The sequence below is a fragment of the Kitasatospora sp. NPDC057936 genome, assembly GCF_042887525.1.
In the GTDB taxonomy this organism is placed as follows: Bacteria; Actinomycetota; Actinomycetes; order Streptomycetales; family Streptomycetaceae; genus Kitasatospora.
Genome location: NZ_JBHVPD010000064.1, coordinates 39,580 through 61,613 on the forward strand (window position 1 = coordinate 39,580; position 22,034 = coordinate 61,613).

Sequence of the window (22,034 nt, forward strand, 5' to 3'; positions counted from 1 at the left end):
CACTCAGGCGGGCGACGATTGCGGCGGGTAGTGCCGCAGGGCGTCCTCGGCGGTGGCGTAGACCGCGAACAGGACGGCGGTCCCGGTGATCTCCAGGACCCGCAGTGTCTGCTGCCTGGGGGCGACCAGTACGAGGGGGACTCCCTCGGCCGCGGCACGACGGCGGGCGGTCAGGAGCAGGTTGAGGCCGGTGGAGGTGAAGAGCTCCACGCCGGCCAGGTCGACGGCGAGCAGGGCCGGTTGCTGGTCGAGGGCGGCGTTCAGGGCCTGGGCGGCGAGCGGTTCGCCGTCCAGGATCATGTCCCCGGCGAAGGAGCACACCAGCGCGTGCCCGACCCGGACGGTCTCCGACTTCAGGCAGGGCGGCACGGTCCTCTCCTCAGGCGTTGTCGGCGGCCGTGCGGCGCCCGGGCCCCACGGACGCGATCCGTTCCAGGCCCACCCACAGGGTCCAGGGCCTGCTCGCGCAGCTCCACCGCAGCGCCGTTGCCCGCCTCAACCGCGCTGAGGTAGGCGTCCATGCCGATCACCGCATGGCGCACCTGCCGACGCAGCGGCTCCACGCGCGCGACATCCTCACCGTGCGCGCAGGGTGCGCCGATCCGCTCGTGCAGAGCAGTGGTGAGCCGCTCCAGTGCTTCTCTGCTCATCGCGTCCACGCGCACCATCTCCGGTCGAGGAGCCGCCGCCCGGATCCACCACGGAAGCGGGACGGGAGCTGTTCCTCCACTGTTCGCCCCTCTGCCCGACATGTCAACCAATGCACGAATTCGCTGTCATGTCTCGGCGGCCGTGAAACCGGCGTCCTATCGTGGAGACATGGAAAACGCCACGGCGACCGAGCGGCACTGGACCTTCCTGACCAACCACGCCCGCGTCCTGGTCCAGATCGCCCGCGACCCCGGCATCCGCGTGCGCGACATCGCCACCCGCTGCCTGCTCACAGAACGCGCCGTCCAGCGCATCATCACCGACCTCGAACAGGCCGGATACCTCAGCCACGAACGCCGCGGCCGCGCCAACCACTACAGCGTCATCGCGAGCAAGCAACTGCGTCACCCCGCCGACGCCGGCCCCACCGTCGCCGAACTCCTCGCCGCCCTGCTGCGCCAACACCCGCAGACGAACGGCGAGACCCCGAGCCCCGCCGGGCCGGAACGGAGCCGCGTCACGTCCGCAGAGACGCGACGCGGCGACGGGCGGGGCTGAGGGAGCGGCCCAGGAGATCGGTGCGGCGACCGGGGCGCCGGGCAGGGCCCGTACGGCCTTACCCGGCCCGTTCGAGGCCGGCGATGATCCTTTGGCGAGGCCCAGCGAGGATGCCTGGGAATTCACGAAAACGCGTTCGCTCGCATTCGAATGGATCGGCCCCGGCCGGGCACACGCCGTGTCCGAACGTCCGTATCCCATGAAGGGGCCGAATCCCATGCTGATACTCATCCTCGTTCTGCTCCTGGCCCTGATCCTGGGCGGCGCAGGCTTCGCCATCCACATCCTGTGGTGGATCGCCCTGGCCGTCCTCGTGATCTGGGTCCTCGGCTTCGTCTTCTCCGCAGGCAGCGGCGGCGGCCGCGGCCGGTGGTACCGATGGTGACCGTCCGTGACACCTCCCACCGGGGCCGACCGTGACCGGCCCGGTCCCGGAACCGCCCGAGACCCCGGTGCTCGGAGCCGCCCTGTAGCGGGAGCGCGAGGCCGGCAAGGCCGGCGACGAGCGCGCCGTCGAAGAGACCGTGCAGGAACGGCCCCCAGGGACTGGGCACTTGGCGGACAGTCCAGCCGAACGGCCCGCCGTACAAGGCGCTCGCGGAGACGAGGTCCCGGCTTCCGCAGGCTCACCCGGCAGGGTCCGGCGGGCCGGCAGCACGCGAGCGGGTAGAGGTGGGCCTCCTCGGCCCGGGTGTGGCGCACGAGCTGGTCGGTCACGAGATCGGCCGGCTCCTTGCCCTGCGGGTCACCGCTGGGCAGGCCCTTGAGTTCGCACCGACCGGAACAGAGCTTGGCGCGGCTCCCAGGGCGACCGGGTCGAACCGGCGGAGCTCAAGGCGCGGGCCGACCTGCTCGGCACCACCAGCCCGGCCGTCCTGAGGGGCATACGCCGGCGCGAACGGGGCAGGCGCTCCTGTTCACCGGTCCACCCCGAGCCAGCCGGACGGAGCAGCCATGAACGGCCCCGAAGCGTTCCCGAGCGAATTGTGCGCCGAACACCGGGCCGTGGAGACGGTGCTCCGCAGACTCGACGGCATCCGCACCGACGACGGGCCCGTTCCGGACGACGACACCCGGTTGCTGCACGCACTCCGGGAGCTCCTCGACCGGCACCTCACCATCGAGGAGGAGCACGTCCACCCGCTGATCCGGCGGTACCTCCCGGCCGGCAGCGCGCTCGCGGACGCCGCTGTCCACACCCACACGACGATCCGCCGGCTGATCGACCGCGCGCTCGACGAACGCCTGCCGGTCACCGAGCGGCACCACGCCACTGACACGCTGCTCGTCGTACTCCGCACCCACCTGAGCGGCGAGGAGAACCGGCTCTTCCCCGCCCTGCGGCTCCGTGCCCCGGCCGAGGAGCTGCAGCGCTGCTCGAAGCGCGTACGCGAGGCCCCTCCCACGACTCCGCCCCGGCCCGTGTGGGGGCTTCCCCCCGGGACAGGCGCGATCGCCGCCGTCCGAGACCACCTCACCGGCCACGGCTCGTCGGAGCAACGGCACTCGCCCTGACCGGGGCCCCTGCCCTGGTGACCTCCGTCTGCCTGGCCCTCGGCCTGCCGCCCTCCCGGGTCACGGTGATCGCCTCCGGCGACGCCGTCGTCGCCGCGGCCCTCGCCGCCGGGGCGCACGCGATCCGCGTACCCGCGGCGCCGACTCGGGCGGACGTGCCGTGCCCGCCCTGCCTGCTGACCACCTGTCGGGCCGCGGCGGGCCCGGCCCAGGCCACTGATCTCCTGCTCCGCCGCTGACCCCGGCACCACCACCCGACGAGCCCGAACCGCCGAACGAGATCCCCACGGGCGCCTCCGCCCACGACGCCTTCTGGGACTTCTGGGACTTCTGGGACTTCTGCTCCCACCGCGGCCCGGACGAGCCGGCCGGCCGGGCGTTCTGGGACGGCTTCGCGCGCCTGTGGAGCGCCACCGCTTCCCCGCCCGCTGACCTGCGGATCGGGCTCCCGGTCCGCGCTCGGCTGCCCCGCGGCCCCGGCTGGGCAGCCGCCGGACCCGCGGCTCTCAGTGCTGACCGACCGTCGCGGCCCGCACTTTCAGCGCGGCGTCGATCCCTCGCAGGAACTGTTCGAGGTCCTCGGGCTTGCGCGAGGTCACGAGGCGCCAGCCGTTCGTGTCGTCCGTGACGAGCGCGGCGTCCGTCCAGGTCGCGCCGGCGTTGGCGAGGTCCGTGCGCAGTGACGGGAAGGAGGTGATCTCCTTGCCGTACACGACGCCGGCCTCGGCGAGCAGCCACGGGCCGTGGCAGATGGCGGCGACCGGGCGGCCGGAGGTGGTGAAGGCGAGGACGAGGTCGACGGCTTCCTGGCGCATCCGCAGGTGGTCGGCGTTGAGTGTGCCGCCGGGGATGAGCAGCAGGTCGTAGCCGGTGGCGTCCACCTCGCCGAGGGTGTGGGTCGGGCTCACCGTCTCACCGGGCTCCTTGTCCCGGACGAGGGTGCGGATGCCGTCCCGGCTGGGGGCGGCGATGTCGACGTGCACGCCGTCGCCGCGCAGGTGCCGGACGGGGACGAGGAGTTCGTCCTGTTCGACGCCGTAGTCGGTCACGATCGCGAGGACCTTGGTGTGCTGGTTCACGGCTTCCTCCTTCGGGCGGGAATCGCGTGCGGGCCAGGCCGTGGTCGGCCGTGCCCCCGAACACCTGCGGGTACCCGGCTTGCGCACGGCCATGCCGGATTGCCGGAGCCCCGTACGGGTAGCCGCTCGGCACGGCGGGCCCGGGTGTCCGCCCCGAACCCCGGAGGGCAGTGGTGAACCCCAGACGACGTGCGTGGGCCGTGGCGATGCGCGGCCGACACGGACACGAGCGCACGCAGCACAGCGGTGCCCGGCCCCTGTCGGACAGCGCCCGCCCGCAGAACGAGGGCCCGACGGCCGCCGACGTTGCCGGCGGCGGGCGACGGAACGGGCCACCCGGAGCAACCGAGCCGACAGCCCCCGACACCGCCGCACTGTGAGGTGAGGACGGAGGTGTGACCGAGCCCCGGAACAGTGCCCGGGGCTCCGTCGTGCCGTCAGTCCAGCGGCTCGGCTCGGGCCGGGCGGCCGATCGGAAGTGTGGTGGTCACCGTGCGGACCGCACCGTCGCGGTCGATCTCGGCGCGAACCGCACCGGTGTCGTCGACATACACTTCGGTGCCATCGTCACCCATCGCACCGGTAGCGGTGAGCACGACCTCGCGGTACGGGTCGGTCACGACCAGGCGGTAGTGCTTGGCCTTCTTCATGGTCGGTCCCTCGCTGTCAGTCGTCATCCGGATCGCCGTACCGCGCGCGCCATTCGCGGGCCCTGGCGTTGTGCCATTCGACGCCCTGCTGGGCCTGCTCCACGGAGAGGCCGCTGAGCGCGGCGACGGTGCTGATGGGGACGGGCTCGTCGTCGTACTCGGCGATCACCCGGCAGACCTTGCCGGCCCACTGCTCCTCCAGGACGAATGGGCGGCGGCGGTACTGCTCGATCAGGTCGGCCAAGTGGCCGACGGTGCAGGCGGTCAGCACCCTCTTGCCGTCCAGGTCCGGGTCGCTGACGTGCAACGCGGACGAGTCCGGCACGAGCGCGCTGAGCAGGTCGTCGCCAGGGACGGCCCGGCCGCAGAGGTCGCACAGGTCGAGCGTTTCAGGGGTGCCGCCGAACGGGTCGTCCGCCGGGGGGCCGATGTCCTCCATGCGGCGCGCCTACCCGCCGGCTCCGGGCCCAACCGCCCGTGCCGGGGCCCTGATCGCGAGAACCGGGGCCCCGGCACGGGCGGGGCGGCTCAGCCGGGAGTGATCCGCCCCCGCCAGCCGCCCTCCGCGCGGCCGCGCTCCTCGATGAAGTCCTTGAAACGCCGCAGGTCGCCCTTGACCCTCCGGTCGACCATGCCCATCACGTCGCCTGCCTTCTCGGCCATGCCCTGGGGGCGGAAGTCGATGGCCATGTTGACGCGGGTGTGCCGGTCGTCGAGGCGCTGGAAGGTCACGACGCCCTTCTGCTCCACCTCGCCGTCCAGCGTGCGCCAGGCGATGCGCTCGTCGGGCAGCTGGTCGACGATCTCGGTGTCGAACTCCCGGGTGACGCCGCCGATGCTGGTGCGCCAGTGGTTGTGGCGGTCGTCCAGCTGGGTCACCGAGTCGACGCCCTCCATGAAGCGGGGGAACTCCTCGAACAGCGTCCACTGGTTGTAGGCGGTGTGCAGCGGAACGTCGACGTCGACCGATTCCTTGACCATGCTCATCCGGGGCCTCCTCACGGATTGCGGCCGGGCGTTTCCCGACCGGCCCCGCGCCTGCCCGCTGCGCGCCGGCGTAACCGTCCCGGCGCGCGGTCACGTCGACGGACGAAACCGGTCCGGCGTCGCCGGACCGGTGCTGCGGCCCCTGCCTGGGAACCGTCCGTGAAGCGATGGCGACCGCGGTTCCGGGCCCCCGGGGACCACGAGCCGCGCAGCCCTCAGCCGGCCAGCACCGCGTCCGGGTCCAGGCGGCCCTCGACGAGGGCGCGGGCCGCGTCGGCCACGCTTTGCCCGCCGCGGCGGGCATGGGAGCGGAGGACCTCGAAAGCGGTGTCCATGTCGAGGCCGCCGGCCTCGGCGAGCACGCCCTTCGCCCGTTCGACGGCGGTGCGGTCCACCAGCGCGGCGCTGATCTCCTCCGCGGCGGTCTGCTCCCGCCCGTACCTGCGCTGGAGCAGGGCGATCACCGCGAGGTCGGCGAGCGGCTGCACGACGTCCGGGCCGTCCTGGCCGGGTTCGACCCCGGAGCGGACGTCGAAGACGTTGAGCGCGCCCACGACCCGGCCGTCCAGGCGCAGCGGCACCGCGCGCACCGAACGGAAACCGAGGTCGAGCGCCTGCTGCGTGAACTGCGGCCAGCGTGCCCGGGCCTGCCGGAGGTCCCGCACGACGACCTGCTCGCCGGTGCGGTGGCAGTCCAGGCAGGGCCCCTCGCCGACCGAGATCTGCAGCGCCTCCAGCCGGCGGACCCGGTCGTTGGAGTAGGCGATGTCGCGCAGCCCGCCGCGCCGGTCCGCGACCACGAGACCGGTGCCAGCCGCGCCGCTGAGCGCCGTGCAGACCTCGGTGAGCCGGTGCAGGAACTCGACGGTGTCGTAGCCGGGTCCGATCAGTGTCCCGGTGAGCCCGGCGAACGCCTCGTTCACGCGGGCCTCGCGCGTCATGACCGCCTCCACTTCCCTTCGGGGCAAGGCTACGCCCGTGCCCCGCCGTCGGTCATCCGTCATCGGTCCTCCTCGGTGAACCGCAGCCGTCGCTGCACGACCTCGTGCGCCACCTCGTCGATCTCGCCGTCGTGGGCGAACGCGTGGGCGCGCAGCCGGTCGAGGGCCTCGTCGGCCGACACCCCCAGCTGCACCATGATCATGCCGACCGCCTGGTCCACCTCCACGCCGTTGAGCGGCGGGTCGTCCAGCCACGGCTGGAGCGGCACCTCGCCGGACGGCGCCATGAAGGAGCCGACGATCGCGAGGGTCACGCTGGTCGCGGCGACCTGGATGTCGGCGACCTCCCCGGCGCCGGGAAGGCCCGGGTCGGAGCGGTACAGGCTCAGCACGCCGATGCCGGAGGTACCCAGGTGGAGCGGCGAGGCGTAGACGCTCCGCAGTCCCTGGTGGTCGATCACGGTCGGGGCGAGGTCCGCCACCAACACCGGCCAGCGCACCTCGTCGGGGGCCAGCAGGTCGGCGACCGCCACCGGCCGCCGCTCGCGGAAGGCGTCCACGCCCGGGCCCTCGCCGAGGCTGAACTGCCGCTCCTCCAGCCGCCGGGCCCTTCCGTCGCTGGCCCAGACGCCGGCGCGGTGGCCCGTGTCGGCCATCAGCGTGATGGAGGCGGCCTCGACGGCCAGGGCCTCGACGCAGGCCCCGCAGAGCCGCTCGGGCAGAGAGGGGCGTCCCAGGCCGTTGACCGCCTCGGCCATGATCTGCGCGATCCGCGTCAGATCGGCCATCTCCGCGCCTCGTATTTCCATCGGTCCGCCGCCAGCGGGCGGGACCGACTGTTGTCGGTCGTCACGGCGGGTCGCGCCGCAGCGTGATCACCGCAGTATAGGTGCCGGGGCCGCCTCCACGGCCTGTCCGGCGCTGCGCGTGTACCCGGATCGCCGCCCGGCACACGCCCGGCCGGGGGTTTGACCGCGCGGGACCCGGCAAGCCGCCGGGTATGGACGCACACCCGCATGCCTCAGCCCTGCCCGTCGACCGGTGGTCCCGCCGGCTGCGCCGCGCGCTCGACGCCCCGGCCCACTGGGAGGTCCTCGACCTCCCGGCCGGGCCGCTCGCCGACGCGGTGGAATCCCTTCCGCTCGGGCCGTACCGCGACGCCCTGCACGGCGTGTGGCTCGGCCATCCGCTGCACCCGGTGCTGGTCCAGGTGCCGATCGGCTGCTGGACGTCGGCCGGACTGCTGGACTTCCTCCCGGGCGCGCACCGCTCGGCCGACGCCATGGTGACCGTCGGACTGCTGGGCGCCGCGCCGGCGGCGCTGTCCGGCTGGGTGGACTGGGCCCGGCTCGACCCGCCCCGCCGCCGCACCGGCCTGGTGCACGCGCTCGCCAACACCACCGGCGTGCTGCTGTACACCGGATCGCTGCTGGCCCGCTGCCGCGGTCACCGCGCTCGTGGCCGGCTGCTCGGCCTGGCCGGGCTCACCGCCGTCTCGGTCGGCGGCACGCTCGGCGGACACCTGGCCTACGGGCAGGCCGCCGGCCCCAACCGGGCCGCCGCCGTACACCGGCTGGCACCCGCCGACTGGGTCGGCCTCGGCCCGGTCGACGACTTCCCACCGGGCGCACCCGTCCGCAGAACGGCGGGCGGCCTTCCCGTGGTCGTCGTCCGCGAGGGAGAGCGCTGCCACGTGCTCGCGGAGCGTTGCTCGCACCTCTCCGGCCCGCTCGGCGAGGGCACGGTGGCCGACGGCTGCCTGCGCTGCCCGTGGCACGGCAGCGAGTTCCGCCTGCGCGACGGCGAGGTCGCGAGCGGCCCGGCCACCTCGCCGCAGCCGGTGTTCGAGACCCGGGTGCTCTCCGGGCACCTGGAGGTGCGACTGCCCGGCGCCGGCTGACCGGCCGTTCACCGTTTCGCCCGCACCGCCGGGGGCAGCCGCCCGGCGAACGAGCCGCTGAGCGAGTCTCTGGAGGAGCCATGACCACTGTCGTCCCCGATCTCCCGGCCGGCCACTCCGCGCCGAAGCCGGAGTACCGGACGGGGATCCGGGTGGCGGCCGTCCCCGCCGGGCACGTCTACGTCCGGCACCTCGCCTCGTTGACCGCCCGGGACCCGGTGCGGCTGCTGCCGGACCCGTGCCCGCGCGGCACGCCCCGGAGCCGGTGGGGCTGGTGGCCGCCGGCCATGCTCGACCCCGACTGGGTCCGACGCCACCACGACGAGTCCGACCTCCTCCACCTGCACCAGGGCTACGAGAACGCTTCGCCGGTCCGGCTCACCGAACTCGTCCGGCTGCTGCGCCGGCTCGGGAAGCCGCTGGTGTTCGCCCTCCACTACCTGAAGAACCTCCCGGCGAACGTCGCGGCGGTGCCGCTGGTGGAGGTCCTCGCACGAACCGTCGCGGACCTGCCCGACGCACGGCTTCGGATCGACCCGCACGCGAACGCCCCGGACGGCGTGGTGCTGCGCCGGGTCACCGCCCTGGCCGGGCACCGCTGAGAGGCGGCTGGACGACATGCTGATGATCAGACCGCCAGGCGTCTACCGGCCCCAGGGCGACACCGAGTTGCTGGTCTCGTGCGTGCACCGCGAGCGTCTGGACGGCAGCAGCCGGGTGCTCGATCTGTGCACCGGCACGGGCGCCGTCGCACTCGCGGCCGCGCACGAGGGCGCCCGGGTGACGGCCGTGGACCTGTCGCCCCGAGCGGTGGCGGCGGCCTGGCTCAATGCCCGGCTGCGCGGACTCGCGATCCGGCTGCGCCGGGGTGACCTGCTGGCGGCGGTGGCGGACGAGGACTTCGACCTGATCACCGCCAACCCACCCTACGTGCCGGCGCCGACCACCCGCCGCGGGCACGGCCGCGGGCTCGCGTGGGACGCGGGGCCGGACGGACGCCTCGTGCTGGACCGGATCTGCCGGGAGGCGCCGCGGCGGCTGGCCCGCGGCGGCGTGCTGCTCGTCGTGCAGTCGTCCCTGGCGGACGTCCCGGCCACGCTGGCGGCCCTGGCCGCGGCCGGGCTGCGGACGGCGGTGACGGCTCGACGGCGGCAGGCCTTCGGGCCGGTGATGACGGCCCGTGCCGCACTCTTCGAGAGGCTCGGGCTGATCGCCCCGGGCGAGCGGTGGGAGGTCCTGGTGGTGGTGCGCGGTGTCCGGGAACGCTGACCGGCCCACGACCCGGGTGGTGGTCGTGCCGGACGGTCCGCTGCTCGTCGAGGGGCCGGTGGAGGTGGTCCTGCCCGGCGGCGAGATCAGGGTCTCCGAACGGCCGGTGGTGGCACTGTGCGTGTGCCGCCGGAGCCGGTGCTACCCGTTCTGCGACACCAGCCACCGGCGACGCCGCGGGTACCGCTCACGCGGCGGGGGCACGGACGGCGGCCTCGGGCAGGGGTGAGCGCAGGGACGTGCGGCCGGCCCGCCAGCGGGCGAGCAGGTGGTCCGCGAACCGGCCGTCGACGACCTGCGCGGCCGCCAGGCCGAAGGCGATGTCCGGCGCCAACGCGGGCTCGTCCGCGATCAGTCGCTCAACCACTCCGTGGCGGACCAGTTGCTCGTGGACGGCGTCGGCCTCCACGTGCTCCCGGTAGAACAGCGTCCCGTCCGGTCCCCCGCCCAACCGCTCCAGCGCGGCCGCCAGCCGTGCGGCACCGGGCGAGGAGGTGATCTCCAGGGCGGCGAACTGCCCGACGGCCGCGCCGCGCAGCGCCCGGTGCAGGCCGAAGAGCGTCATCAGGTTGACCACCGCGAGGGCGGCGGCCGGGACGAGCTCCAGGTAGTGCGCGTAGCCCGGGTCGAGGCCGAAGGCCGCCATCATCCGGGCGTACAGCCCCGCGTGAGCGCGTTCGGGGCGCCCGGCCCCGTACTCGTCGTAGACGATCGCCGTCAGGACCGCCTGCGCGGGCCCGTGGATCCTCGGCAGCATCCACAGCTGCGGGTCGGCCTCCTTGAGGTGGTAGACCGATCGGTGCACGAGGTACTCGCGGACGTGTCGGAGCTCGCCCTCGTCGCGCAGGAAGTGCGACGGGCCGGTGTCGTCCGGGGACTCCGTCAGCAGTTGGTCGAGGGCGGCCGGCACCGACGGGACGGGCTCCGCCTCCGCGCGCACCGCCGCGAGGAAGGAGCGCTCCAATGCCCGTCGCAGGAGCAACAGTTCGGGCTCCCACTCCCAGCCCGGGTGGACGCCCGCGAGACCCCGGTCGTGAAGTTCGTAGCAGAGGTACAGCGCGAGTTGGTGGTCCTCGCCCCACGGGTCGGTGAACGGGCCCGGCGGGGCGAGCAGCCGCCCTGCGCCGGGCGGTCCGGCGGACACCAGGCCCAGCACCGCCGCGGACAGCGGGCCGCGCGGGCCGAACGGGCCGGTCACCGTTTGCTCCCGTCGGCCACGACACAGGCGCGCAGCACCACGACGGCGATCGCGAGTATCAGGGCCGAGCAGCCGGCGAACGCCCAGACGGCGGACGCCGGCGCGGTCCACAGGCCGGCCACGAGCAGGCCCAGCGACAGCAGCACCAGCGCCAGGAGCGTCCCGGGCCGCACCCCCCGCACGACCTCCCACGCCCGGCTGCGCAGCCCGAAGGCGAGCCCGCTCACCAGGGCGTCCAGCCCGCGGTCGTGCCGCGTCTCGCGCCCGGTCGCGGTGGGTGCTCTCCGTTCCATCGTGTCCTGCCTCCTCGCACGGCCGTCCCCCGGTCCGCCGGTGCGGCTTCCCCGTCCGGGCGCGGACTAACGCGCGGCTCGGAGCCGGACGGCGAGGAGGCAGCTGTCGTCCGCCGGATTGGGGCCGCCGAGGCGGTCGGCGATGTGGTCGAGGCATTCCGCGAGGGCGGGCGCTGCGGATTCCTCGACGGTGCACTCCTCGGCGGCGCGCAGGAGGCGGTCGGGGCGGCCGGTGCCGGCGTCGCGTCGGTTGATCAGGCCGTCGGTCCAGAACAGCACGGTGTCGCCGGGCAGCAACGGCTGGACGGTGTCGCGGTACCGGACGTCGGCGAGCGCTCCGAGGACGGTTCCGGTGGGGCCGTCGGCGAGGTCCGCGACCGCCCCGCGCACGAGGGCCGGGGGCGCGTGACCGGCCGCGCTCCACGTGAGCGTGTTCGCGGCCGGCTCAAGCAGGCCGCACAACACGCTGGCGATCCGGTTGCCGCCGCGGCGGCAGAGCACCGTGTTGAGGCGGCCCAGCGCGGCGGCCGGGCCCAGGCCCGCGTAACAGAGCCCGCGCAGGGCGTAGCGCAGCTCGGACATTCCCACGGCGGCCGTCAGGCCGTGCCCGCTGACGTCGCCGACCGCGAGCAGGACCGGGCCACCGGGCAGGGCGGTCAGGTCGTACCAGTCGCCGCCCACCCGCCGGTGGTCCCCGGCGGGCACGTAGCGGGCGGCGTGGTCGAGGCCGGCGATCGGCGGTTCCGGCTCGTCCGGGGCGGCCATCAGCGCGTTCTGGAGGGCCCGGGTGGTGCGGTGTTCCGCGGCGGTGCGGCGCTGCTGCTCGGCGAGCCTGCTCCGGACCCCGGCCAGGTCCTGCTCGGTGCGGCGCCGTTCGGTCACGTCCTGGAGGACGCCCCGCACGTCGCTCGCTCGTCCGGTGGCCGGATCGGTGACGGCCTCCGCGCTGATCCGCACCGTCCGCGTCCCCGCCCCGGCCGGCCTGACGGCGACGTCCACGGGGCCCGGGTGCCGCCCGCCCAACAGGAGCCTGGCGAGCGCCCGCACGGCGGCGCGGTCCGACCGGTCCACGCACGCCAGTACCTCGACCGCGGTGACCGGGCCGGGCTGCCCAGGGGCGAGGCCGAGCAGCCGCCGGGCCTCCTCCGACAGCTCCAGGCCAGGTTCGCCGCGCCTCCACGCGAAGGTTCCGACGCCGGCCAACCGCTGCGTGTCACCGGTCCCCGCCGCGCGCTCGGCGGCGCCGTCCCGTGGGCGCCAGGTGAGGAGCAGGCCGTCGAGGAACGGCACCGCCCGTACGACGAGGACCGTCCCGGGCCCGGCACCCGTGAAGTCGCCGGCCCGGCCGTCGTACCGGATGCCGGTCTCGGCGGCATCGAGGATCCGGGCGAAGACCCCGGTCGCGACGAGCCCGGGGAGGATCTCGGTCAGGCGCCGCCCGACCATCGGGGCGGGGCCGGCCGCCTCGTTCGCGTACCTGACGCGCAGGTCGGTGACCGTCCCCTCGCCGCCCTCGCGGACCACGGACAGCACGAGAACGGGCTCGAACATCGCGTCCAGCACGCCGCGGAACCAGTACTCGCCGCCCGGCACCACCAGCCCCGGCTCCCCGCCCCCGACCACGGCCACCCGCAGCAGGTGCCCCGCCACCAGGCCGGCCAGCGCCTCGACGTACCGGGTGGCCGCGCGGGCCCGCTCGGGCGGGCCGTCCCAGCCGAGGCTCATCGCCCCGACGATCCGGTCCCCGCTGCGCAGCGGCACCGCGCAGGCCGTCCGGCCGGGGACGATCCGGCCGGTCTCGGGCGACCGGCCGGCCGCGTCGTCCGCGTCGAACTCCCACACCATGCCGCCGCCGTGCGCGGCCGAGACCAGCGGCACCCCGGTCTCCGGCGGGATGCGCCGCCACTGGCTGACCCGGCGCGGCTCCACGCCGTGGCTGCCGATCAGCGCGAGGGCGCCGTCCGGCTCCAGCAGACCGAGGACGACGGCGACGACGCCGAGCGGCGCCATGGCCACCTCGTGCACCAGCCGCGCCAGTTCCTCCGGCGTCTCCGCTCCGGACAGCGCGGAGACGGCCAAGTGATAGCGGGCGGCCAGGTCGGGCAATGGAGCAGAACGAGCGCCGCCCGGCGGCGCGGGGACCGGCGGCCCGGAGGCGGGTGCCACGAGCACGGGCGGGTGCCGCACGGGCCGGACGAACTCGTCGAGGGCCTCCTGGAGCGACTCGTCCCCGGCGAGGTCCGCGATCGGTGCCGCCAGGCCGACCAGCCCGGCGGCGATGTCCGCGACCCTCCGGTTGGTGTCCTGCGACAGCCGGACCAGGTGGCCGAAGGCCTCGTCCGGCGTGCAGCCGAGCCGCTCGGTGAGCATGCCCTTCGCCTGCTCGATCACGCCCCGGGTGCGCATCGCCCGGCGCAGCCCCTCCGCCTCGGCGCGCAGCCGGTCCACCGCTGCCAGCAGCACGCTCGTGTCGTCCGCCCGGGCGGTTCCCGCCGGGGACCGGTACTCAGCCACAGGCCGCCGCCACGTCCGGGAAGAGCGGCAGCACCGCTTCCACCCCGCTCAGCTCCACGACGTCCCGCACCTGCGGCACCGCCCCGGCCAGCCGGAGCGCGCCGTGCCGCTCCCGCACCCGGCGGGCGGCGCCCAGCAGGGCGTTGAGGCCGGTGGAGTCGACGAAGCCGACGGCGGTCAGGTCCATGACCAGCCGGGGCGCGCCGCCGTCGATCAGCACGTCGAACAGCTTCCGCAGCTCGGGGGCCGCGAAGTCGTCGAGGTCGCCGAAGAGCGGGACGACCGTCCAGCCGTTGACCTCGGAGAAGTCCTTCATCCGGATCACCTTCGCCACCTGGGTACCCCTCCAGGCTAGGGCTTCCCGTCCCGTTCGCGCCCATGTGGCGTACGGACCGGCCCAGCGGGCAGACGCACCCGCGCGGGCCCGGTCCGTGGCGGGTCCGCACCCCCGGCGTGCGGAGGAGGACGGCATGAACCCGGTCGAACGCGCCCTGCGCTCGGTGGACGGCTACCAGCAGCGCCACCGCCCCACCGCCGTTGTCGTCGGCGTGGTCAAGAAGTACGGCGACGACCGGGGCGGACTGCTCGCCGCGCTCATCGGCTATTACGGCTTCCTCGCCCTGATCCCGCTGCTCCTCCTGCTGAGCACCGTCCTCGGCTTCGTCCTGCACGGCAGCCCCGGCGCGCAGAAGTCCGTTCTCAACTCCGCCCTCGCGGACTTCCCGATCATCGGCGACCAGCTCCGCCAGAACGTCCACTCCCTCCAGGGCAGCGGGTTCGCCCTGGTGGTCGGCATGCTGTTCATGCTCTACGGCGCGCTCGGCATCGCCCAGGTGCTCCAGCACGCCATGGCCGAGATCTGGAACGTCCCCGGCGTGCGCCGGCCCGGCTACTGGCCGCGCCTGGGCCGCAGCCTCCTGCTCCTGGTGGTGCTCGGCTGCGGCCTGGTCCTCGGCACCGGGGCCGCCTCGGTCGTCGCCTCCTCCCTCGGCGGGCCCGCCGCCCGCATCGGCGGTCTGATCGTCTCCGCGCTCCTGAACGCCGCCCTGTGCCTGGCCTGCTTCCGCGTCCTCACCCCGCGCGAGGTCCCCACCCGCGCGCTCCGCCCGGGCTGCGCGGTCGCGGGCCCGCTGTTCACCGTCCTCCAGGCGTTCGGCTCCCTCCTCGTCGTGCACGAGCTGCGCCACGCCGGCCAGGTCTACGGCTTCTTCGCCACCGTGATCGGCCTGCTGTCCTGGCTCTACCTGGCCGCGCAGATCACCGTCTACACGGCGGAGGCCAACGTCGTGCTGGCCCGCCGCCTGTGGCCGCGCAGCCTGCTCCAGCCGCCGCTCACCGACGCCGACGAACAGGTGCTGAGCGCGATCGCCCGCCAGGAGGAACGCCGCCCCGAACAGCAGGTCGACGTGGCCTTCGAGAACGACGATCCTCCGCCGGATCCCGACGACGGCACCACGGGTCGGACCTCGCCGTAGATCGCGGCTCGACCCGGGCTGCGCGCCGGGCGCGGCCGTCACCGGCCCCGGCCGTCGGGGTGCCACTCGGCGAGGGCGATCGTGGCGTCGTCGCGCAGGCGGTGGTCCTGGTGGGCGAGCAGCGAGTGGATCAGGTGACGCAGGGCCTCGGGGGCGGGTTCGCCGCTCGCCATGTGGCGGACGAGAGCGTCCGTCAGGCGCTCCTCGCCGAAGGTCTCCCCGCTGGGTGAGCGCGCGTCGGTGACGCCGTCGGTGTAGACGAGGACCCGGTCGCCGGGCTGGAGCCTGATGTGGTGGACGGGCTGCGGGCCGCGGTCGTGGAAGCCCAGTCCGAGGGGCAGTTCGGCCGGCCGTTCCAGGGCGCCCGCGACGACGTGCCGGCCGCGGATGAGCAGCGGCGCCGGGTGGCCGCAGTTGATCCAGGCGAGTTCGCCGGTGGCCGCGTCCAGGTCGGCCACGACGGCGGTGAGCAGCCGGTCGGGGATCCAGCGGCCCAGTGTGCGGTCGATGGCCCGCGCGATCGCCGCCAGGTCGCCGCCGGCCCGGCGGGTGCTGCGGCAGGCGGCCAGTGCGACCGAACTGGCTCCGCCGGAGGCGAGGTCGTGTCCCATGGCGTCGAACACGGACAGGTGCAGGCGCCCGCCCACCACGGAGTGGTCGAAGGCGTCCCCGCCGACGTCGTAGGCGGGTTCGAGGACCGCGCTGGAGGTGACGGTCCGGGTGCCGATGGTGCGCGGCGGCAGGAAGGCCCACAGGAGTTCGGCCTGCAGGCTCATCGGCCGGTCGCGCGTCGTGCGGACGATCACGTCGCTGAACGCGGTTTTGGAGACCACCAGCAAGGCGACGAGGGCCGCCAGGGCCTCCCATCGGCCGGCCTCCTCCGGCTCCCCCGTCCGGGCCTCCACGCGCAGCACGCCGATCCGCTCGATCCCGTCGACCAGGGGGAACCAGCCGATCGGCGGCGGCCCGGTGGAGACCTGGGTGTGCTGGAGCCGGTAGGCGCGGCCCGCGAGCGTGGTCTCGATGTCGAGGGGGTCGCCCGGGTCGCCGGTCCGCGGGTCCGGCAGTGGCACGAGGTGTCGCTGCTGGACGTCGGCCAGGAACACCCGCGCTCCCGTCCCGCCCAGGTCGCGGACCGCGTCCTGCACCAGGCCTGGCAGGTCGCCCGGTCCGCTCGCCCTGGACCGGGCCAGAACCCGCGCCAGAACTCCGCCAAGCTCCTTCTCTTCGTACGCCGACACGGTGGTACCTCCCGTCGCGGTCGCGCCTACCCAGCGGCGGCCCGGTCGCACACGCGCGGGCCCGCCCTCCGCGGCCGTGACGGCGGCCGCGGAGGGCGGGGCACGTGGTCAGAGCGAGGACGTCCGGTCGGGCCCGGCCGTTTCGTCGGGCCCGGCCGTTTCGTCCGGCCCGGCCGTTTCGTCCGGCTCGGCGGGCGCGGCCTTCTGCTCCGCGACGGGCTTTCCCGCCCGGACCGTCTTCACGGTGTCCGCGGGCCGCTCGTGGTCCTCCGGCTCGGGCGCCTCATGGTGCAGCGGCACGCCGCCGGCGCCGCCCTGGGGTGTGTCGTCCATCGGGCCGCCTCCTCAGGCTGCGATCCCTGCCCAGGCCTGAGCAGGGTAGGGGACGCCGTGGCCCACGCCGGGCCGACGGCGGCCGGGGCGGTGGTGCGCCGGCCGCCGGGCGGCGCGCGAAGGCCGTGGGGGCGTCCCGGAGTCACCGGGAGCCGCCTGTCCCGTCCGGGCCTCAGTCCTCGCCGAGGACGGCATAGGCCTCCGCATCGCCCTGCTCCCCGCTCTCGTCGTCCGCTCGATCCGACGGGCGGTAGCACGCCGGTCCGCCGGCATCGGGCCGGTCGGGTGTGCGGACGGCTCCGGCCGGGCCGCCGCCTTCGCGCGCGTCCATGGGGGTCACCTCCGGAATCGGAGTCTCTGGGACCGCTCCGGCTACCCGGCTCCGGGCCCGGCAAACAGCGACGAGGTTTCGCCGGGCCGGGCCCGGTAAGCCGCTCCTGCGAAGGACCACGAGGCCATCGACGAACCGAGGCTGCCATGACCGCGTTCGGCTACTTCCTGTCCTGCGAGGAGTTCACCCCCGCCCAGCTGGTCGAGCAGGCCCGGCTGGCGGAGCGGGCCGGTTTCACCCGGCTGGCGATCTCCGACCACTACCACCCGTGGAACGACGCGGACGGTCTCGTCACGATGACCCCGGACACCGAGCTCATCGGGCGCTACCGGACCGCGGGCAGCGCAGGGCCGGTGCTCGGCGGCGTGAAGGTGTGCTGGTCGGAGGACCGGGTACGGGCGGTCAAGGCCGTCCACCGGCTCTGGCCCAGCGAGCTGCTGCCCGGCGAGCTCGCCCAGGTGCTGCCCACGCCGAGCCACTTCGAGCAGGCCACCGAGCTGGTCACGGAGGAGATGGTCGCCAAGGCGGTCACCTGCGGAGACGACCCCCGGGATCACGCCGACCGGCTGCGCGGCTACGTCGACGCGGGGTTCGACGAGGTGTACGTCGGCCAGATCGGTCAGGAACAGGAGGGGTTCTTCGACTTCTACCGCTTCTACCGCGAGCAGGTCCTGCCGCAGTTCGTATGACCGGTCAAAACTCCGCAGGAGGTGGGCAGTTGAGTACACCCGACACCACCGCCCCCGCCCCGCACGCCCTGCGGGACTACGCCCTGCTCGCGGACGGCCGGCGCGGCGCGCTCCTCGGACCACGTGGCGACATCGTCTGGATGTGCGCCCCCGCATGGCACGACGACGCCGTGTTCGCCGCCCTCATCGGCGGCCCCGGCTGGTACTCCGTCACTCCCGCCGAGCCGTTCGTCTGGGGCGGCTACTACGAACCGGGCGGCCTCGTCTGGCGCAGCCGCTGGATCACCACGGCTGGGATCGTCGAATGCCGCGAGGCCCTCGTCCACCCGGGCGACCGGCACCGCGCCGTCCTTCTGCGCCGGATCGAGGCCGTCCACGGGGACGCCCGGGTGGACGTCCACCTGTGCCCGGCGGCCGGCTTCGGCACACACCCCCTGCACAAGCTCCACCGCGACGAGCGAGGCACCTGGACGGGCCGCACCGGCGGACTGCACGTACGCCTGACCGGTGCCCCCGAGGCCCGGCCGGACGGCGCGGCGCTCCACGCCACGGTGCTCCTGGAGGCCGGTGGCCGACGGGACCTCGTCCTGGAGATCTCCGATCAGCACCTTCCGCCGCCCACCCCGGCGGACTCCCTGTGGCGGACGACCGAGGCCGGTTGGGCGGCCTGCGTGCCCGACCTGGCCGGCACCATGGGGCAGCGCGACGCCCGCCACGCCCACGCCGTCCTCGCCGGTCTGACCGGCCCCGGCGGAGGCACCGTGGCCGCCGCCACGACGAGCCTGCCCGAGCGCGCCGAGCAGGGGCGCAACTACGACTACCGCTACGTGTGGGTGCGCGACCAGGCGTACATCGGCCAGGCCGCCGCGGCCGCCGGCGGGCACGCGCTGACGGACGGCTCCGTACGGTTCGTCACCGCCCGCCTGCTGGAGGACGGCCCGGCGCTCGCCCCCGCCTACACGGCCACCGGCGGCCCCGTACCGGACCAGCGCACCCTCGACCTGCCCGGCTACCCTGGCGGCTTCGACGTCGTCGGCAATCACGTCAACCGCCAGTTCCAGCTCGACGTCTTCGGCGAGGGCCTCCTCCTGCTCGCCGCCGCGGCCCGCCGCGACCGCCTGGACGCGGACGGCTGGCGCGCGGCGCTCACCGCCGCCGACGCGATCGCCGCCCGCCACCGGGAGCCGGACGCCGGCATCTGGGAGCTGGACGCCGACCGGTGGACGCACAGCCGCCTGATCTGCGCCGCCGGGCTGCGCGCGATCGCCGCCGCCCCCGGCGCGGGCGGCGGGCGCGCGGCCGGCTGGGAGACGCTGGCAGACCTGATCGTCGCCGAGGCCTCCGCCGACTGCCTGCACCCCGCCGGCCACTGGCGGCGCTCACCCGGCCGGTTCGATGTCGACGCGGCCCTCTTGTTGCCGGCCCTGCGCGGCGCCCTCCCGGCCGACGATCCCCGCACCACGGCCACGCTCCGCGCCGTCCGGCGGGACCTCGGCCAGGACCACTACCTGTACCGCTTCCGCCACGACCAGCGTCCCCTGGAGGACGCCGAAGGAGCGTTCCTGCTATGCGGCTTCGTCATGGCCCTCGCCGAGCACCAGCAACACAACGACATCGAGGCGGTGCGGTGGTTCGAGCGCAACCGCGCGGCCTGTGGCCCGGCCGGCCTGTACGCGGAGGAGTTCGACGTCGCCCAGCGCCAGCTGCGCGGCAACCTCCCGCAGTCCTTCGTCCACGCGCTGCTGCTGGAGTCCGCCGCCACGCTGGCCAACCCCGGCCGATGACCCGCCAGCGTCGCACGGGCCGTGGCGGGCCCGCAGGATGGGCGACGGGGTGAGAGGCAGTCCTCCGAGCCGCGGGCCGTCGAGAGTCGCCGAGCCCGTCCCTGGGGACCGCCCGGGGCGCACCCGGAGCCGCCCGCCACGGTCGGGGACGGTGGCGCGCGGCTCCGCACGAGCGGGAGGCGGTCAGTGCTTCAGTGCGTCCTTCGCCTTCTGGCCCGCCTGGGAGAGGTCGCCCTTGACCTGCTCCGCCTTGCCCTTGGCGACGAGCCGCTCGTTGCCGACCGCCTTGCCGGCTGCCTCCTTGGCCTTGCCCTTCGCGGTCTCGGCGGTGTGTGCGATCTTCTTTCCAGCGCCCACGGCTTCCTCCTCGTTCCGTTCGTTGTCCTGGGGCGTCTGCCCCGATTCCTCCGTTCAACTCCTCCTTCATCCGCATTCCGCGGACCCGTTTCGACTGATCCGATTCAGGGGCCGGACCCGAGCAGCGGCCCGAGCGGGCCGAGGTCGATGTCGAGGTCCTCCGGCGCGAGGCCGAAGTGGTCGCGCAGCTCATCCATCCGCTGTTCCAGGGCCATCAGCGTCACGCCCAGCGCCTCGACCTGGTCCTCGCTCAGGTCGCCCTCGTCGATGCGGCGCAGCGCCTGCCGCTCCATGAGCTCCCGCAAGAGCTCGACCACGGTGAGGACGAGGCAGGCGAGGTCCCGGCCCACCGTCTCCGGGTCTACGGCGACACGCCGGGCGACACGGGCTCCGTGGGGCTCCTGCGGCGACCGCGCGGTCACGGCGACTCCTCGTCCCGCACGGTCACGGTGCCTTCGACGGTCCGGGTCGCGGAGCGCACGGAGGCCACCAGCGCCCGGAGGCTGATGCGCACCAGGTCGACGTCGGCGATGGCGAGGGTGATCTCGCCGGCGATGACCACGCCGCCCGCCAGTACGCGGTCGAGGAGGTCGACGAGCGCCACGCGCTCGGCACCGGCCGGCGAGAGAGCGCCGGACCGGTCTTCGGCCCGTCGGTCCGGGCTGCTCACGGCGCCTTCCCCTCGGGGTCGGCGAACGAATAGGGCGGCCAGGGACCGGTCAGCTCCAGCCGGAGCTGCGGGTGACGGTCCGCGAGGGCCGCCACGGCGTCCTCCAGGCGCTTCCGATCGACGAGGTCGACGAGGTAGGAGCCGTTCAGGACCATGGGCTCGGTGCGGCCACTGGCCTCCGCCGACTGCGGTGGGTGCAGGGCCGCCGCGGCTACCAACCCGGAGAGTTGCGCGTGGATGCTCCACGCGTCTTCCGAGGCCTGTCGCACGGCTTCCCCGCGCTGCTGCCGCAAGGCCTTCCGGCGCAGCAGGTAGGCCGTGCCGGGCCGGGCCGTTTTCTCGGCGCCGGTCTCCTCCTCCTCCTGACTCGGCCGGTGGGCGAGGTACGCCTTGATGCCCCATTCGGTGCGCCCGTCGATCCGCCGGAGCGCCTCGGCGAGCTCGTCGTGGCGCTCGCGGAGCAGCGCCTGCGCGCGGGCGTCGTCGTGGTACAGCGTGGCGAAGCGCAGGGGCAGGGCCGGGCCCGTGCGGGCGAGGGCCTCGACCACCCGGTGGTGGGCACGGACGGCGTGCTCCAGCCAGACCGGGTCCTCCAGGTGGGCGTGCAGGGGCCGCTCGTCGAAGTCGGCCCGGGGCACCGATCCGACCACGGCCGCGAGGCCCGGGCCGCTCAGCGCGCGGAGGGGTTCCGCCGCGACGCCGCGCAGTTCGTGCAATCGGCGCAGTTCGGAGCGCCGGTCTGCCGGGACGACGGCGTAGAGCCAGGTGACATGGATCATGACGCCTTCCCTGCGCGTGGGGGCCGACGCCGGGTGGGTGGGGCCTGTGCCTCATCGGAGCAGCCACCTGGTGCCGGACGTTCCGGATCGCTCGCGGCGGCCTCCAGTTCACCGATCCGCTCGCGCAGGCGCCGGTTCTCAACGGCGAGGTCGCGCCGGCCCGAGGAGAGCCCGGGATCGTGCTCCCACCAGTCGATCCCCATCTCGCGGGCGCGGTCGACCGAGGCGACGAGGAGTCTGATCCTGATCGTCAGCAGTTCGATGTCCAACAGGTTCACCCGGATGTCCCCCGCGATGACGATGCCCTTGTCGAGGACCCGTTCGAGGAGATCGGCGAGGTTGGCCGGCTGCGGGGCGGGCGGCGTGCGGTAGTTCGCCGGCAGCGGCGGTCCGAAATTGTCGTGGCCGTTCACGGTGTCTCCTCCGGGTCGACGCGGCCGCGGTGGTAGCGCCGTTCGCGCTGGTAGGACACGAGACCTCCCCGTTCGTCCAGGACGACCCGGTAGACCGCCAGGATGTCGGTGGAGTCCGGGACGCGGCGGGACTCCAGGACCTCGACCCCGATCCGCCACCCCTCCTCGTCGCGCTCCAGCGAGGTGACGCCTTCGGGTGGGTTCCCGGTCAGCTCCTGCACCTGGCGGGCCGCCCGGGCGGCGGCCTGGCGGGCGCTCAGCCGGCTGCGGGGGCGCTTCTCCGTCTCGGACCGGTCCGGTTCGGCGGGGGCGGGCCCCCGCCGCCCCGGCGCGGGGTCGTAGAAAAAAAAAAGACCCCACCACACCCCCCCAAATATCGGTGTGCGGGGGGTGGGGGTGAAGTGGGG

Annotated in this window: 32 protein-coding genes; 11 read left to right on the forward strand and 21 right to left on the reverse strand. The window is 74.6% G+C overall.

Translation table 11 applies throughout. The annotated features are described in order from the left end of the window. Positions 1 to 3 precede the first annotated feature (3 nt). On the reverse strand, positions 4 to 369 hold the full coding sequence (locus tag ACFVU9_RS28775; RefSeq protein ID WP_387598250.1) for an STAS domain-containing protein: 366 nt from the start codon (positions 367 to 369) through the stop codon (positions 4 to 6). Beyond that, positions 354 to 659: a hypothetical protein gene (locus ACFVU9_RS28780; RefSeq protein WP_387598253.1), complete on the reverse strand. Its 306-nt coding sequence runs from the start codon at positions 657 to 659 to the stop codon at positions 354 to 356. Before ACFVU9_RS28780 ends, ACFVU9_RS28775 begins: the two co-directional genes overlap by 16 nt. A 160-nt stretch (positions 660 to 819) precedes the next feature. Between ACFVU9_RS28780 and ACFVU9_RS28785 the strand changes: the two genes are divergently transcribed. From ACFVU9_RS28785 to ACFVU9_RS28800, 4 genes are all read left to right on the forward strand, one after another. Continuing rightward, a complete protein-coding gene (locus ACFVU9_RS28785) occupies positions 820 to 1,209 on the forward strand; it encodes a helix-turn-helix transcriptional regulator (protein ID WP_387598256.1) in 390 nt (129 codons plus the stop codon). A 217-nt stretch (positions 1,210 to 1,426) separates the two neighbouring features. Next, entirely contained in the window at positions 1,427 to 1,594 is a 168-nt protein-coding gene (locus tag ACFVU9_RS28790) for a hydrophobic protein (protein WP_387598259.1), read from the forward strand. A 569-nt stretch (positions 1,595 to 2,163) separates the two neighbouring features. Beyond that, on the forward strand, positions 2,164 to 2,724 hold the full coding sequence (locus tag ACFVU9_RS28795) for a hemerythrin domain-containing protein (RefSeq protein WP_387598262.1): 561 nt from the start codon (positions 2,164 to 2,166) through the stop codon (positions 2,722 to 2,724). A 17-nt stretch (positions 2,725 to 2,741) separates the two neighbouring features. Continuing rightward, on the forward strand, positions 2,742 to 2,963 hold the full coding sequence (locus tag ACFVU9_RS28800; protein WP_387598265.1) for a hypothetical protein: 222 nt from the start codon (positions 2,742 to 2,744) through the stop codon (positions 2,961 to 2,963). Positions 2,964 to 3,230: 267 nt separating this feature from the next. Here ACFVU9_RS28800 and ACFVU9_RS28805 read toward each other — a convergent pair whose 3' ends face one another. The 6 genes from ACFVU9_RS28805 to ACFVU9_RS28830 form a co-directional block, all read right to left on the reverse strand. Continuing rightward, the gene (locus tag ACFVU9_RS28805) at positions 3,231 to 3,803 is read right to left on the reverse strand and encodes a type 1 glutamine amidotransferase domain-containing protein (RefSeq protein WP_387598268.1); all 573 of its coding nucleotides are present in this window, start codon (positions 3,801 to 3,803) and stop codon (positions 3,231 to 3,233) included. Between the two features lie 437 nt (positions 3,804 to 4,240). Further along, complete coding sequence (locus ACFVU9_RS28810; RefSeq protein ID WP_387598271.1) at positions 4,241 to 4,453, reverse strand: DUF6296 family protein; 213 nt, start codon at positions 4,451 to 4,453, stop codon at positions 4,241 to 4,243. Positions 4,454 to 4,469: 16 nt separating this feature from the next. Further along, positions 4,470 to 4,892, reverse strand: coding sequence for a hypothetical protein (locus ACFVU9_RS28815; protein ID WP_387598274.1), 423 nt, complete (start codon positions 4,890 to 4,892; stop codon positions 4,470 to 4,472). A gap of 89 nt (positions 4,893 to 4,981) precedes the next feature. Further along, entirely contained in the window at positions 4,982 to 5,440 is a 459-nt protein-coding gene (locus ACFVU9_RS28820; protein WP_387598277.1) for an SRPBCC family protein, read from the reverse strand. Positions 5,441 to 5,655: 215 nt separating this feature from the next. Next, entirely contained in the window at positions 5,656 to 6,381 is a 726-nt protein-coding gene (locus ACFVU9_RS28825; protein WP_387598279.1) for a GAF and ANTAR domain-containing protein, read from the reverse strand. Between the two features lie 59 nt (positions 6,382 to 6,440). Next, positions 6,441 to 7,169, reverse strand: coding sequence for an ANTAR domain-containing protein (locus tag ACFVU9_RS28830; RefSeq protein ID WP_387598282.1), 729 nt, complete (start codon positions 7,167 to 7,169; stop codon positions 6,441 to 6,443). Positions 7,170 to 7,381: 212 nt separating this feature from the next. On the opposite strand from ACFVU9_RS28830, the gene ACFVU9_RS28835 reads away from it, so the two are divergent. The 4 genes from ACFVU9_RS28835 (at position 7,382) to ACFVU9_RS28850 (ending at position 9,779) form a co-directional block, all read left to right on the forward strand. After that, positions 7,382 to 8,281: a Rieske 2Fe-2S domain-containing protein gene (locus ACFVU9_RS28835; protein WP_387598284.1), complete on the forward strand. Its 900-nt coding sequence runs from the start codon at positions 7,382 to 7,384 to the stop codon at positions 8,279 to 8,281. An 80-nt stretch (positions 8,282 to 8,361) separates the two neighbouring features. After that, entirely contained in the window at positions 8,362 to 8,883 is a 522-nt protein-coding gene (locus ACFVU9_RS28840) for a hypothetical protein (protein WP_387598286.1), read from the forward strand. A gap of 22 nt (positions 8,884 to 8,905) precedes the next feature. Continuing rightward, positions 8,906 to 9,550 (forward strand): HemK2/MTQ2 family protein methyltransferase, encoded by a 645-nt coding sequence (locus tag ACFVU9_RS28845; protein WP_387598289.1) that lies wholly within the window; start codon positions 8,906 to 8,908, stop codon positions 9,548 to 9,550. Continuing rightward, positions 9,534 to 9,779: a CDGSH iron-sulfur domain-containing protein gene (locus ACFVU9_RS28850; RefSeq protein WP_387598292.1), complete on the forward strand. Its 246-nt coding sequence runs from the start codon at positions 9,534 to 9,536 to the stop codon at positions 9,777 to 9,779. Before ACFVU9_RS28845 ends, ACFVU9_RS28850 begins: the two co-directional genes overlap by 17 nt. Here ACFVU9_RS28850 and ACFVU9_RS28855 read toward each other — a convergent pair. From ACFVU9_RS28855 to ACFVU9_RS28870, 4 genes are all read right to left on the reverse strand, one after another. Next, complete coding sequence (locus tag ACFVU9_RS28855) at positions 9,738 to 10,748, reverse strand: iron-containing redox enzyme family protein (protein ID WP_387598295.1); 1,011 nt, start codon at positions 10,746 to 10,748, stop codon at positions 9,738 to 9,740. The genes ACFVU9_RS28850 and ACFVU9_RS28855 overlap by 42 nt on opposite strands. Continuing rightward, entirely contained in the window at positions 10,745 to 11,041 is a 297-nt protein-coding gene (locus ACFVU9_RS28860) for a hypothetical protein (protein ID WP_387598298.1), read from the reverse strand. The genes ACFVU9_RS28855 and ACFVU9_RS28860 overlap by 4 nt, the downstream gene beginning before the upstream one ends. A 66-nt stretch (positions 11,042 to 11,107) precedes the next feature. Then, positions 11,108 to 13,555 (reverse strand): SpoIIE family protein phosphatase, encoded by a 2,448-nt coding sequence (locus ACFVU9_RS28865; protein WP_387598301.1) that lies wholly within the window; start codon positions 13,553 to 13,555, stop codon positions 11,108 to 11,110. Then, positions 13,548 to 13,889, reverse strand: coding sequence for an STAS domain-containing protein (locus ACFVU9_RS28870; RefSeq protein WP_387598304.1), 342 nt, complete (start codon positions 13,887 to 13,889; stop codon positions 13,548 to 13,550). The genes ACFVU9_RS28865 and ACFVU9_RS28870 overlap by 8 nt, the downstream gene beginning before the upstream one ends. Before the next feature lie 136 nt (positions 13,890 to 14,025). Here ACFVU9_RS28870 and ACFVU9_RS28875 point away from each other — a divergent pair, with 136 nt between their 5' ends. After that, the gene (locus tag ACFVU9_RS28875) at positions 14,026 to 15,030 is read left to right on the forward strand and encodes a YihY/virulence factor BrkB family protein (protein WP_387598307.1); all 1,005 of its coding nucleotides are present in this window, start codon (positions 14,026 to 14,028) and stop codon (positions 15,028 to 15,030) included. A gap of 38 nt (positions 15,031 to 15,068) precedes the next feature. Here ACFVU9_RS28875 and ACFVU9_RS28880 read toward each other — a convergent pair whose 3' ends face one another. From ACFVU9_RS28880 to ACFVU9_RS28890, 3 genes are all read right to left on the reverse strand, one after another. Further along, positions 15,069 to 16,271, reverse strand: coding sequence for a PP2C family protein-serine/threonine phosphatase (locus tag ACFVU9_RS28880; RefSeq protein ID WP_387598310.1), 1,203 nt, complete (start codon positions 16,269 to 16,271; stop codon positions 15,069 to 15,071). 108 nt (positions 16,272 to 16,379) lie between these two features. Next, complete coding sequence (locus ACFVU9_RS28885; RefSeq protein ID WP_387598313.1) at positions 16,380 to 16,604, reverse strand: hypothetical protein; 225 nt, start codon at positions 16,602 to 16,604, stop codon at positions 16,380 to 16,382. 172 nt (positions 16,605 to 16,776) lie between these two features. After that, positions 16,777 to 16,935 carry a hypothetical protein gene (locus ACFVU9_RS28890; RefSeq protein WP_387598316.1) on the reverse strand — a complete coding sequence of 53 codons (159 nt, stop codon included), beginning with the start codon at positions 16,933 to 16,935 and terminating at the stop codon, positions 16,777 to 16,779. Positions 16,936 to 17,081: 146 nt separating this feature from the next. Here ACFVU9_RS28890 and ACFVU9_RS28895 point away from each other — a divergent pair, with 146 nt between their 5' ends. After that, on the forward strand, positions 17,082 to 17,624 hold the full coding sequence (locus ACFVU9_RS28895) for a hypothetical protein (protein WP_387598319.1): 543 nt from the start codon (positions 17,082 to 17,084) through the stop codon (positions 17,622 to 17,624). Continuing rightward, complete coding sequence (locus tag ACFVU9_RS28900; RefSeq protein ID WP_387598322.1) at positions 17,621 to 19,408, forward strand: glycoside hydrolase family 15 protein; 1,788 nt, start codon at positions 17,621 to 17,623, stop codon at positions 19,406 to 19,408. Before ACFVU9_RS28895 ends, ACFVU9_RS28900 begins: the two co-directional genes overlap by 4 nt. A gap of 183 nt (positions 19,409 to 19,591) precedes the next feature. Here ACFVU9_RS28900 and ACFVU9_RS28905 read toward each other — a convergent pair whose 3' ends face one another. The 6 genes from ACFVU9_RS28905 to ACFVU9_RS28930 form a co-directional block, all read right to left on the reverse strand. Continuing rightward, on the reverse strand, positions 19,592 to 19,765 hold the full coding sequence (locus ACFVU9_RS28905; RefSeq protein WP_387598325.1) for a CsbD family protein: 174 nt from the start codon (positions 19,763 to 19,765) through the stop codon (positions 19,592 to 19,594). Between the two features lie 104 nt (positions 19,766 to 19,869). Then, positions 19,870 to 20,187, reverse strand: a complete 318-nt coding sequence (locus ACFVU9_RS28910) for a gas vesicle protein K (protein WP_387598328.1) — start codon at positions 20,185 to 20,187, stop codon at positions 19,870 to 19,872. Next, positions 20,184 to 20,369: a gas vesicle protein gene (locus ACFVU9_RS28915; RefSeq protein ID WP_387598340.1), complete on the reverse strand. Its 186-nt coding sequence runs from the start codon at positions 20,367 to 20,369 to the stop codon at positions 20,184 to 20,186. Before ACFVU9_RS28915 ends, ACFVU9_RS28910 begins: the two co-directional genes overlap by 4 nt. 62 nt (positions 20,370 to 20,431) lie before the next feature. Then, complete coding sequence (locus ACFVU9_RS28920) at positions 20,432 to 21,214, reverse strand: GvpL/GvpF family gas vesicle protein (RefSeq protein ID WP_387598331.1); 783 nt, start codon at positions 21,212 to 21,214, stop codon at positions 20,432 to 20,434. Continuing rightward, positions 21,211 to 21,597 (reverse strand): gas vesicle protein, encoded by a 387-nt coding sequence (locus ACFVU9_RS28925; RefSeq protein ID WP_387598343.1) that lies wholly within the window; start codon positions 21,595 to 21,597, stop codon positions 21,211 to 21,213. Before ACFVU9_RS28925 ends, ACFVU9_RS28920 begins: the two co-directional genes overlap by 4 nt. A gap of 26 nt (positions 21,598 to 21,623) precedes the next feature. Continuing rightward, positions 21,624 to 22,034 (reverse strand): gas vesicle protein (locus ACFVU9_RS28930; RefSeq protein ID WP_387598334.1); only part of this gene is annotated, 411 nt, incomplete at its 5' end.